Annotated in this window: 12 protein-coding genes and 1 pseudogene; 4 read left to right on the plus strand and 9 right to left on the minus strand. The window is 69.9% G+C overall.

What is annotated here, in order from left to right; all coding sequences use genetic code 11:
* From pqqE to ACFE8Y_RS18315, 8 genes are all read right to left on the minus strand, one after another.
* Positions 1-947 (minus strand): pyrroloquinoline quinone biosynthesis protein PqqE (gene pqqE / locus ACFE8Y_RS18280; RefSeq protein ID WP_375465809.1); only part of this gene is annotated, 947 nt, incomplete at its 3' end.
* On the minus strand, positions 944-2,023 hold the full coding sequence (gene pqqC, locus ACFE8Y_RS18285; protein WP_375465810.1) for a pyrroloquinoline-quinone synthase PqqC: 1,080 nt from the start codon (positions 2,021-2,023) through the stop codon (positions 944-946). The genes pqqC and pqqE, both read right to left, overlap by 4 nt.
* A 144-nt stretch (positions 2,024-2,167) precedes the next feature.
* Positions 2,168-3,067 (minus strand): pyrroloquinoline quinone biosynthesis protein PqqB, encoded by a 900-nt coding sequence (pqqB, locus tag ACFE8Y_RS18290; protein WP_375465811.1) that lies wholly within the window; start codon positions 3,065-3,067, stop codon positions 2,168-2,170.
* Positions 3,068-3,112: 45 nt separating this feature from the next.
* Positions 3,113-3,202 (minus strand): pyrroloquinoline quinone precursor peptide PqqA, encoded by a 90-nt coding sequence (gene pqqA / locus ACFE8Y_RS18295; RefSeq protein WP_055889187.1) that lies wholly within the window; start codon positions 3,200-3,202, stop codon positions 3,113-3,115.
* 170 nt (positions 3,203-3,372) lie between these two features.
* Entirely contained in the window at positions 3,373-4,077 is a 705-nt protein-coding gene (locus ACFE8Y_RS18300) for a response regulator transcription factor (protein ID WP_375465812.1), read from the minus strand.
* A complete protein-coding gene (locus tag ACFE8Y_RS18305) occupies positions 4,074-5,675 on the minus strand; it encodes an ATP-binding protein (protein ID WP_375465813.1) in 1,602 nt (533 codons plus the stop codon). The genes ACFE8Y_RS18300 and ACFE8Y_RS18305 overlap by 4 nt, the downstream gene beginning before the upstream one ends.
* A 108-nt stretch (positions 5,676-5,783) precedes the next feature.
* A complete protein-coding gene (locus tag ACFE8Y_RS18310) occupies positions 5,784-6,662 on the minus strand; it encodes a formate/nitrite transporter family protein (RefSeq protein ID WP_375465814.1) in 879 nt (292 codons plus the stop codon).
* Positions 6,663-6,699: 37 nt separating this feature from the next.
* Positions 6,700-7,440: a competence/damage-inducible protein A gene (locus ACFE8Y_RS18315; protein WP_375465815.1), complete on the minus strand. Its 741-nt coding sequence runs from the start codon at positions 7,438-7,440 to the stop codon at positions 6,700-6,702.
* Positions 7,441-7,578: 138 nt separating this feature from the next.
* Between ACFE8Y_RS18315 and sfsA the strand changes: the two genes are divergently transcribed.
* Positions 7,579-8,295 (plus strand): DNA/RNA nuclease SfsA, encoded by a 717-nt coding sequence (gene sfsA, locus ACFE8Y_RS18320; protein ID WP_375465816.1) that lies wholly within the window; start codon positions 7,579-7,581, stop codon positions 8,293-8,295.
* Positions 8,296-8,378: 83 nt separating this feature from the next.
* A complete protein-coding gene (locus ACFE8Y_RS18325; protein WP_375465817.1) occupies positions 8,379-8,984 on the plus strand; it encodes a Uma2 family endonuclease in 606 nt (201 codons plus the stop codon).
* 79 nt (positions 8,985-9,063) lie between these two features.
* Here the strand turns inward: ACFE8Y_RS18325 and ACFE8Y_RS18330 are convergent, their stop codons facing one another.
* Positions 9,064-9,894, minus strand: coding sequence for an FkbM family methyltransferase (locus tag ACFE8Y_RS18330; RefSeq protein WP_375465818.1), 831 nt, complete (start codon positions 9,892-9,894; stop codon positions 9,064-9,066).
* A gap of 104 nt (positions 9,895-9,998) precedes the next feature.
* Between ACFE8Y_RS18330 and ACFE8Y_RS18335 the strand changes: the two genes are divergently transcribed.
* Positions 9,999-10,763, plus strand: coding sequence for an alpha/beta fold hydrolase (locus ACFE8Y_RS18335; RefSeq protein WP_375465819.1), 765 nt, complete (start codon positions 9,999-10,001; stop codon positions 10,761-10,763).
* 239 nt (positions 10,764-11,002) lie between these two features.
* Positions 11,003-11,126, plus strand: a pseudogene (locus tag ACFE8Y_RS18340) (30S ribosomal protein S4); the annotation flags it as partial.

Below are 11,126 nucleotides of genomic sequence, written 5' to 3' on the forward strand. Positions count from 1 at the left end.
TCCTTCTCGCGCCGGTCGCAGGAGCGGCAGGGCTCCTGCATCCAGTCGGTGCCGCGATAGGCTGTGAAAGCGGGGGAATTGGCCCAGATGTCGCCGAGGCTGTGCTCGGTGACGTACCAGAACTCAAGCTGACTGATCGTCTCGGCGGCATGGCACGGCAGAACCTTGCCCTGCGGCGTCACGTTGATCAGCTTCCGGCCCCAGCCGCCGGCGCAGGCCTTGGGGTACTTGGCGTAGTAGTCCGGCACGACGAGGTCGATGACGAGCTGACCCCTGAGGCGCTCGCGTGCGGCCTCGACGATGCGGATCGAGGCGTCGACCTGGACCTTGTCCGGCATCAGGGCGGCGCGGTTGACGTAGGCCCAGCCGTAATACTGCGTGTGGGCGACCTCCAGCCGCTTGGCGCCGAGCTTGACCGCGAGGTCGATGAAGCCCTCGACCTCGTGGATGTTGCCGCGGTGGATCACCGCGTTCAGGGTCAACGGCAGGCCGAGTTCGACGACGCGGGCCGCGAACGCCATCTTCTGCGGCTGCGCGTTCCTCAGGCCGCCGATCTTCTCGGCGTTGGCCGCATCCACCCCCTGCACCGAGAGCTGCACGTGGTCGAGGCCGACATCGTAGAGCGCCTGGAGCTTGGCGAGCGCTGCGCCGACGCCGGAGGTGATCAGGTTGGAATAGAGCCCGAGCTTGGCGCAGGTCTCGGTGATCTCGACGATGTCGCCGCGCGCCGTCGGCTCACCGCCGGAAAGGTGGACGTGGAGCACGCCGAGCGCCGCCGCCTCGGTCAGCACCCGCTGCCAGGATGCGGTGTCGAGTTCGCGCGAGCGCCGGTCGAGGTCGAGCGGGTTCGAGCAGTACGGGCAGCGCAGGGGACAGCGGTGGGTCAGCTCGGCCAGCAGCCCGACGGGAGCGGGAAGCGCCGGCGTGTTCGGGGTCAGCGCGTTCATCGCTCCAACACCCGCTTGGTCGCGAGATCGTTCAGCATCGCGAGGATGTCGGCCTCGATCACCCGCGGATCGGCCGCATAGGTCTCGCCGAGCTTGTTCGCGATGTCCGCGACCGTCATCCCGCCGTCCACGAGGGTGAGCACAGCCACGGCGTTGTCGTCGAGGTCGAAGGTCCGCTCGGGGGCGAGCAGGACGTGCTTGTTCCGGGTCTCGTCGAACCGCATCCGGACCCCGCGCGGCAGGCGCGGCACGTCGGAGGCCGTCAACCGCAAGGCTCCGGTCGCCGCGGCGGACCGCTCGGCGACGAGCCCGATGCCGGGCGTCCAGGCATCCGGCGGGATCAGGCCGGGAGCGACGTAGGCGAAGTACAGGGCGTCGAGTTGCGTCCACAGCACGGTGCACTTGAAGGTCAGCGCCGCCATCGCCTGACGCTGAAGCCCCGGCGTCGTGGCGTGCCGCTTGACGTAGTCGAGGGCGAAGTCGGCGTCCCGCGGCGCCTGCGTCATGCGCTTCTCGAAGTAGGCCAGCGTATCCTTGGTGATGAAGTCATAGTTCTTCAGCATCCCCGAGACGCGCTCGGAGATGATCGTCGGCGAGAACATTTCGGTGAGCGACGAGGCGATCGCTTCCAGCAACGAGCGCTCCGCCACGAAGTGGACGTAGGCCTCGACCGAGAACTTCGTCGCCGAGAGGATGCCGCGGGTCGATTCGACGTAGTCGCGGGAAAAGCCCACGCCCTCGGCGAGCTTCAGCCAGCGCTCGATGCCGCCGTCGCCGGGCGCGTCGCCGTCGTGGTCGACGATGCGCTGGCGCCAGATCCGGCGGAGCGCCGCGTCCGTCATGCGGGCGAGCACCGCGGCGTCCTTCACCGGGATCATCGCCTGGTAGTAGTAGCGGTTGAGCGCCCAGGCCCGAACCTGATCCTTGTTGAGCTTGCCGTCGTGCAGCAGGCGGTGGAACGGATGCAGGTTGTGGTAGCGGCGCGCACCGATGTCGCGCAGCGCCGCCTCCAGTTCGTCGGGGCTCAGCAGGCGCTCGGCCGCACTCGTGTCGGGCGTGGGGAAGACTGCGTTCATGGCGTGACCAGCGTCCGTTCGGATGCGTTTCCCGGCTTCTTCTCACGGGCCGCTTCGTGTCTCGGCGGCCTTCGCACGATCAGACCCGTGCGCGTTACCTCCAAAGATAGGCCGCGCGGCGGACAATTGCCAACCGGCGGGACCCTAAAGGCTCAGCGCGAGGCCGTCATGGGCCACGCTCCATCCGTCCGCCTCGATGCGGCCGCGCTCGGGCGAATCCTCGATGAGCACCGGATTGGTGTTGTTGATGTGGACGAAGATCTTCCGTCCGATCGCGAGATTCTGGAAACCTGCGACCGAACCGCCTTCGCCCCGCATCGGAACGTGACCCATGCGCCAGCCGGTCTTCGTGCCGACGCCGGCCCGGATCATGTCGTCGTCGTACAGGACCGTGCCGTCGAACAGGAGGGCGTCGACGCCCGCGATCCGCGCCCTGAGGGCATCGGTGACGCGGGCGCATCCGGGAATGTAGGCCAGCCGCCGGCCGCCGGCCTCGATCATCGCGCCGACCGTGCTGTCGGTCTCCGCACCGATTTCGAGCTGCGCATCCTCGAGCCAGAGCGGCACCTTGCCGGGCACCGGGAACAGCGTCACGGAGAGGCCGGGCAGCGGCTCGAAGGGCGCAGCCAGCGTGACCGCCTCGCGGGTGACGACGCCCTCGGCCATCACGTCGAACACCCGGTTGGCGTTGATCGAGTCGAGGATGCCGCGGGTGGCGTGGAGCGCGTAGGGCTGGCTTTCACGCAACGTCAGCAGCCCTGCAACGTGATCGACGTCGCCGTTGGTCAGCAGCACGGCCCGGATCGGCGAGTGGCGCAGGCCCGCTCGCGGATGCAGCGCGGGCGTCTCGGACAGTTGCTGCCGGATGTCCGGTGAGGCGTTCACCAGGAGCCAGTCGGTACCGTCCGGCGAGACCGCGATGCTCGACTGGGTGCGCGGCCTGACGCGCGCGGGCTCCGCACGGGCCAGGGCGCAGATCGGACAGCGGCAGTTCCACTGGGGAAGACCGCCGCCGGCAGCCGAGCCGAGAATCACGACATGCATGGATGTCTCCAAGCTGCCCACCGATCCCCGGCCCGGCGCAACACCTCAGTTGAAGGTGTCGATCTCGGCGGACTCGTAGCTCGTGACTTCCATTCCGACGCAGATTTCGGAAACGATCGGGGCTGCCCACGTCATGACGTTTCTCCTTGGCATTTCAAACATCCGGCGTTCGGGAGCCCAAACTTTAAGAGGACCCTAAGACGCTGATGGCGCTCTGGTTTCCGGCGCCGCGCAGATATCGCCAATTCCCTGCCCGCCTTCAAGCACTAAATTGCCGGATGCTCCCAATTTTTCGTGAGGGACGGTCAGTGCCGGTAATCGGGCCCGCGGGAATCGAGCATGAAGCCACGGCCCCGCACGGTGACGAGGATCGGCCCTCCGTAGCGGACGAAGTCGGCCATCTTCGCGCGCAGGTAGCCGACGTACACGTCGACGACGTTGAGCGAGGGGCCGCCCTGGCTCGCCCACAGCCGCTCGAAGATCTCGCCGCGCGAGACCGGACGGTTCACGCTCTCCATCAGCATGGCGAGGAGTTCGGCCTCCCGGGGCGTGAGGCGGGCCGAGGCCTCGCCGCAGCTCACCTGCCGCGTGTCGAGGTCGAGCGCGAGCTTGCCGGCGCTCACCAGCGTCCGCGGCCCATACGCAGCCTGCCGCCGCATCAGGTGGGTTTTCAGCCGCGCGACCAACTCGTCGAAGACGAACGGTTTGACGATGTAGTCGTCAGCGCCGAGCGCCAGACCCTCGGCCCGATCGCAAATCTCGTCGCGGGCGCTGAGGAACAGGATGGGACCGGGATAGCCGCCCTCGCGCAAGGATCGGCACACCTCGTGGCCCGAGCCGTCCGGCAGCGTGATGTCGAGCACGACCGCCCCGGGCACCTCCACGCGCGCGGCCGACAGCGCGTCGCCGACGCCCGCGGCGGTGCCGACGGAGAAGCCCTCGGCCTCCAGCCCGCGGGCCAGCAGGCTTCGGATGTCGACGTCATCCTCAACGACGAGGATTCGCGTCATGCCGCGTCGTCCTTCCGCTGATGCACGTCGTTTTCCGATGCGAGGTCGAGAGCCGGGATGTCAAGGGTCACCCGCGCGCCGCGCCCGTCCGGTCCGGAGCCGAGCAGGATTGCGCCATCATGCTGCCCGACGAGCCAATGCGCCAGGGCCAAGCCGATGCCGAACCCCATCTCGGCCGGGCGAGGCCCGCGGCGGAAGCGCTCGAACAGGGTCTTCTCGGCGCCGCCGAAGCCGGGTCCGTCGTCGGTCACGGTGATGCGGGCCGACGCCTCGCCGCCGAGCGCGACGATGATGCGGCTGAGGCCGGTGGCGTGGCGCAACGCGTTGTCGATCACGCCCTCGACGACCTGCCGCAGCCATTCCCGGTCGGCGAGGAGCCACACGTCGCGCGTCCCGGGCTCCAGCATCAGGACCACCCGGCGCCGGGCCGCCTCGGAGGCGAGGTTGTCCACGGCTTCCGCCAGCACCGGCATGACGGCGAGCGCCCGGCGGTCGAGCTCGATCTCGCCGGATTCCGAGCGGGCCACGCGCAGGAGATCCTCGACGCGCCGCTTGAGGCGCAGCGCCCGCTTCCGGATGGTGGCGAAGGCGGGCGCGTGATCGATGCTGCGATTGCCGGCGCGGGCAGCGAGGTCGCATTCACCCAGGATCACGGTGAGCGGGGTGCGCAGTTCGTGGCTCACGTCGGCGAAGAAGCGGCGGCGCGATCGGTCGACGGCTTCCAGGCGGGCGTTGGCCGCGCGCAGATCGGCCGTACGGGCTTCGACGGTGTCTTCCAGGGCGGCGCGGTCGGCGGCGACCCGGCCCTCGCGGCGGGACAGGCGGGCGGCCATGCGGTTGAAGTTCGCCACGAGCAGGCCGAGTTCGTCCCGGGTCGCGACGGAGAGCCGGGTGTCGAGGTCTCCGCCGCCGACGGCACCGGCCGCGCGCCGCACCGCCTCGATCCGCGCGAGCGTCGGCCGCGTGATGCTGCGCCACAGCACCGCGACGAGGACGAGCGCCGTCAGCAGCGCCAGCGCCGCGGCAATGCGCAGGCGCTGCGACAGGGCGCGCGCCGCGTCGGAGCCCAGCACCATGCTGCGCCGCTCGGCCTCGATCAGGAACGAGAGCGGCTGCCCGGTCATCGCGCCGAACCCGTTGAGCGCACCCTTGATCGCGTCCTGGCGTGCACCCGGGTCGGTCCGGCGTCCGATCTGCGCCACCTGCCGGTCGAGGATGACGCGGGCGGCCCGCAGTTGCGCCATCGGCCGGCTGCGAAGCGCGTACTGCATCCGGTCCTGCGGATCGTCGCTGGCGCTCACGGTCCTGGCCAGCGCCTCGTCGACGGTGGTCAGCGCCCGGTCGGCGTTGGCGCGGGCGATGCTCATCGCCTCGGGCGTGGCGTCGGGATTGCCGACGGTCTCCACGGCGGCCATCCCGAACTGCGTCATCCGGCCCGACAGCTCGGCCAGGAGTTCGAGGCGCCCCTGCGCGGCGAGCGTGCGGTCGATCGTCCGTTCGGCCGCGCCGATTGCGGCGAGCACGCCGGCCGCCGCCAGCACGACGACGAGCGCGATCGACCCGAGCAGCAGTGCGAAGCGGATCTTGAGCGAGCGCATCGTTCCCGTCCCGGCCGCGGCTTTCCGCGCGGTCCTTGCGTCACGATCCCTTCGCCGAAGAGGCGGTCTCGTCAAGATGCCGCGGACTGGGCGGCCCCTCGGGGATGCTCAGTCCTGCGCGGCGATCCCGTCCGATCCCGCCTCGACCGCGCGCGTCTCCTCCACCTCCGGGGCGACCTGTCCGTAATTCAGCACGGCGACCAGGGTGACGCCGCCGAAGACGTTGCCGAGCAGCGTCGGCAGGAAGAACCGCTGCGCGTAGTCGGCCATCGTCGCCGCCCCCGTCACCACGAGGTAGAAGCCCTCCACCGAGCCGGCGACGACGTGGGCCAGCCCGCACAGCGAGACGAGCCACGTCATCAGCGCGATCACGAACGGCGCCGCGTTGCCGGTCGCGGGCAGGATCCACACCATCAGCGCGATCATCCAGCCGGCGAAGACCGCCTTCAGCACCGTGTCCCGGAACGGAAACGCGATGGCGTCGCGACTGATCTCGGCAAATGCCGTCTTCACTCCGGGCTCGAAGGCGCCGGAATGGGCCAGCACCAGCGCGATCGCCAGCGTCGCCAGGATGTTGCCCGAGAGCACGATCACCCAGAGGCGCAGGACCCGCAGCGCGGTCTTCACCGAGCGGTCGTGCAGCAGGGGCAGGATCGGGGTGATGGTGTTCTCGGTGAACAGTTGCTGGCGCCCGAGCACCACCACGAGGAAGCCGACGGCGTAGCCCATCGAGGTGAGGATCTTGGTCCAGTCAGCCGTCGGCAGGTGGGTCTTGAGCACGCCGGGGACGATCAGGGACAGGGCGATGCTCAGGCCCGCCGCGAACGCCGAGAGGAACAGGCTCACCCCGTGCCGGCGCAGCTCCTCGTCGCCCCCGCGCCGGATCACCTCGTGCAGGACGTAGGCGTCCGGCCGTCCGATCTCCGCCACGGTCTCCTTGAGCGCGTCGTGCTTGGATTCCTTCTCGGCCCGGTCCGGTCCATCCATCGCGCAAGCGCCTCTCCCTGCCGGTTTCGCGCTCGGCTCAGCCTCGGAGCCGGCCGACCAGGGCCTCGATCTCGGCGCGCGCCCGCGCGACCGCGCCGGCATCCCGGCCGCGGGCGACGATGCGGTTGGCAAATCCCGCCTGCGTCATCGACGGGTACGAGCCGATCGACACGTCGGCGTAGCGCCCGGCGATCTCGGAGAGGTCGGCCGCGTAGGTGCCCTCGGGCACGTTGCCTGCCTCGACCGTCTCCGACAGCACCCGCCTGCCGGTCGGCAGGGTCGGGCCGACCGCGTCGAGCATCGCCTGCATGATCGCGGGGACGCCCGCCATGACGATGACGTTGCCGATCCGGAAGCCCGGCGCCTTGGAGATCGGGTTGGCGATGAGGTCCGCACCGTCCGGGATGCGGGCCATGCGCAGGCGCGCCGGGTTGAGATCCTCGGGCCTGTGCCGCTCCAGCAGCATCGCGCGGGCGCGGGGATCGACATCGATGCCAACGCCGAAGGCCTGCGCGATGCAGTCGGCGGTGATGTCGTCGTGGGTCGGGCCGATGCCGCCGGTGGTGAAGAGGTAGGTGTAGGCCGCCCGCAGCGCGTTCACGGCGCCGACGATCGCGCCGGGCTCGTCGGGCACGATCCGCACCTCGCGCAGGTCGATCCCGACCGCCGTGAGATAGTCGGCGATCGTGCCGATGTTCTTGTCCTTGGTGCGGCCCGACAGGATCTCGTCGCCGATGACGAGGATCGCTGCGGTGATGGTGTTCGGATCGTTCGTCATGCGCACCTGAGCTGTCGGGGTGCCGCTCAAGTAGCGCGCTCGGCCCGGCGCGACCACACGCCGAGCTTCCGGCCGCCGCCGCAGCTCCGTAAGGACCGACGGTCCGTTCGACCCCGAGCCTCGCTTGAGCCCCGACCGATGCAATTTTCCGCGCCCCTCATCGAAGGCCGGCTGGTGCAGCGCTACAAGCGCTTCCTCGCCGACGTGATGCTCGCCGACGGCACGACGGTCACCCCCCACTGCGCGAATCCCGGCGCGATGATGGGCCTCAACGCGCCCGGAAGCCGGGTGCTGCTCTCGGAAGCGAACAGCCCGTCGCGCAAACTCAGGTACTCCTGGGAGCTGGTGGAGGCGGACCTGCCCGGCGGTGCGCAATGGGTCGGCATCAACACGCTGCGCCCCAACGCCCTCGTCGCCGAGGCGTTTCACGCCGGGCGCCTCGCGCCGCTCGCGGGCTACACGCTGCTGAGGCCCGAGGTCCGCTACGCCGCCGCGAGCCGCGTCGACTTCCTGGCGAGCGGGGAGGGCGTTCGGCCAGCCCACGTCGAGGTCAAGAACTGCCACCTGATGCGCCGGCCCGGGCTCGCCGAGTTCCCCGACTGCGTCGCCGCCCGCAGCGCCCGCCACATGCGCGACCTCGCCGAGGTGGTCGCGGCCGGCGGCCGGGCGGTGGTGATCGTCGTCGTGCAGATGGCGGCGGAGAGGTTCGATGTCGCCCGCGACCTCGACCCGGCCTTCGACCGTGCGTTCCGCGCGGCGCGCGCCGCGGGCGTCGAGACCCACGCCTATCGCTGCCGGATCGACCCGCGAGGCGTGACGATCGCGGACGAGATTCCGATCGTCACGCCGGGCTGAGCCGACCCTTCACCCAAATCCTCGCAGCATGTTAGATTTGCTCGCGAGCCGAGCCTGCCGCACCCGCTGCCCGAGGCGTCCCCATGGCTGATTCCGCGGTCCTTGAACCAGTCCTGTTCGATGCTGCCGGATTCCGTGAGTTCCTTGACACCCGCCCGCCCGAGGAGCGCTGGGAACTGATCGAGGGTCTACCCATGCAGTCGGCGGCGCCTCGAATCGGACATCAGCGTATCGCCAGCAACTTCGAGCGCCACCTCAACGCGGCGCTGCGCACGGGTCGACCCGGGTGGCGCGCCGACCGCGAGATCGGGATCGAGGTGTCGAGCCGTTCGAGCTACCGACCCGAGCCCGAGGTGACGGTGATCGATGCGATGGTCGACACCGAGCGCAGCTTCACCGAGCGCTTCTACCTCGTCATGGAGGTGCCGTCGGCGAGCGATCGCGGCCGGGTGCTTGCCAGCAAGATCCGGTTCTATCGCGCGCATCCGTACAACCGCTTCATCGTGATCGTCGATCAGGACGCGATCGAGATCACGATCCACGAACGCGACGCGGCCGGTGCATGGCATGTTCGCGTTCTGCGAAGGCTGGAGGACGCGTTCACGCTGGCCGGGCTCGGAACGATCTGCGCGGTGAGCGCGCTCTACGAGAACACACGGCTCGATCCGCGCCACATTCAAATCCCCTGATTGGACGTTCCATACAACGAAGGCGCCGCAGACGCCCGAGTGAGAGCGAGGACTTGAGTACGCCTTCTACGAGGCGCTCTTAATCCACTCTCTCGAACATCAGGTTGAGGCGCGTGCGCGCCACCTCGCGGTAGCCGTGGCCTTCCAGCAATTTCGGAAGATCGAGCTGCCACTGGTCGGTCCCGTTCTCGACGAGCATCAGCCGCGGCAGCAGTTCGGCCGGCGCCTCGCGCAGGAACGGCTCCAGGATCAGGTCCTCGGAGCCTTCCACGTCGAGCTTGATCGCGTCGATGCGGGTCAGGTCCTCGCCGCGGACGAGGTCCATCAGCGTCACCGCCGGCACCTTGATCTGCGCGCCCTCGTTGGTGCCGACGATCTTCAGGCTCGATTCGCCGCGGTTGCGCGGATCGATGAACAGGGTGAGCGCGCCCGCCTTGTCGGCGACCGCGCAGGCCACCGCCTTGACCGTATGGAACGGATTCTGGGCGATGTTGTAGGTCAGCCGATCGAACACGTCGGGCTGCGGCTCGACCGCGAGGATGCGCGCGTGCGGGCCGGCGAAGCTCGCGACGAACAGGGCGTAGGCGCCGATATTGGCGCCGATGTCGAGGAAGACGCAGCCCGGCGCGAGCCGCGCCCGCAGCACGGCGCGCTCCTGCGGGTCGAAGAATTGCGGCGTGAACAGCACCTTCTTCTCGCAGTTGTTGTTGTAGGGGTGCAGCCGCATCCGCGCGCCGAGCCGCTCGACATCCAGCGGCCTGCCCCGCATCAGCGAGATCGCGATGCGGCGCAGGAGCATCGCCAGCCGCCGGCCGCTCCAGGAACCGGCCGGGATGCGGGCCGTCCGCCGCGCGATCGCGGCGACGAGGCCGGTGGGGGCGTAGGTGCCGTAGGGCTGGGAATCGTGCATGTCCGGGCCTGATGCCAGCCGGGCCGCGCGCCGGCAAGCACGCCCGCGTTGCCCTCAGCCGCAGGACCGTTCTAAGCGGAGCGGGCGCGGGGAAGGACAGGGCGATGGACAGCTTCGATTCGGGCGGCGTGCGAATCGCCTACATCGACGTGCCGGCGGTGGGCGGAAGCGGCGATCCGGTGCTGCTGATCCACGGCTTCGCCTCGAACCATGCGGTGAACTGGGTCAACACCCTCTGGGTCCGGACGCTCAGCCAAGCCGGCTACCGCACGGTCGCATTGGACAACCGCGGCCACGGCGAGAGCGAGAAGCTCTACGACCCGGAGGCCTACGGCTCCGAGGACATGGCGGGCGACGCAGTGGGCCTCCTCGACCACCTCGGCATCGGGCGGGCCGACGTGATGGGCTACTCGATGGGCGGCCGCATCGCCGCGCACATCGCCCTCGACCATCCGACCCGCGTCCGCTCGGCCCTGATCGGCGGCCTCGGCATGCACCTCGTGGAGGGCAGGGGGCTGCCCGCGGGCATCGCCGAGGCCCTGGAAGCGCCCGCCGGCACGCCGGCGCCGAACCCGACCGCCGCGGCCTTCCGCACCTTCGCCGAGCAGACCAGGAGCGACCTGCGCGCGCTCGCGGCCTGCATGCGCGGCTCGCGCCAGACGCTGTCGCGGGCCGAGATCGCGCAGATCGTCGTGCCGGTGCTGGTCTCGGTCGGCACGCTCGACACCGTGGCGGGCGACGGTCCGGGGCTGGCGGCCCTGATGCCGAACGCCCGCGCGCTGGACCTCGCGGGCCGCGACCACAGCACCGCTGTCGGTGCCAAACAGCACCGCGACGGAGTGCTGGCGTTCCTGGCCGCCCGGCCCTGAGGCGACAACGCCGAGCGCATCGCTTCGAAGGACGCCGGAACGCAGCGGCGGATCGGGCCAGGATTGACCGTCCCGCCCGCCTCGACTAGGAACGCCCCGTCGGTGGGGCTCTTCAGGGGCCGTGCGGCATTTTCATACGCACCCGCGAGCGGCCCCAACCCGCTCTGTCGTCCCGGGCCCTTGAGGCTTGCGGGAAGAGGAGGGCGCGTTCCTCGATCTCGATACCGAGAGGACACGCGATGTCGAAGCGCATCCAGGCGAAGCACAAGCTCGATCGCCGCATGGGGCAGAACATCTGGGGCCGCCCCAAGAGCCCCGTCAACCGCCGCGAGTACGGCCCCGGCCAGCACGGCCAGCGCCGCA

It is taken from the genome of uncultured Methylobacterium sp. (genome assembly GCF_964242245.1).
Taxonomy (GTDB): Bacteria; Pseudomonadota; Alphaproteobacteria; order Rhizobiales; family Beijerinckiaceae; genus Methylobacterium.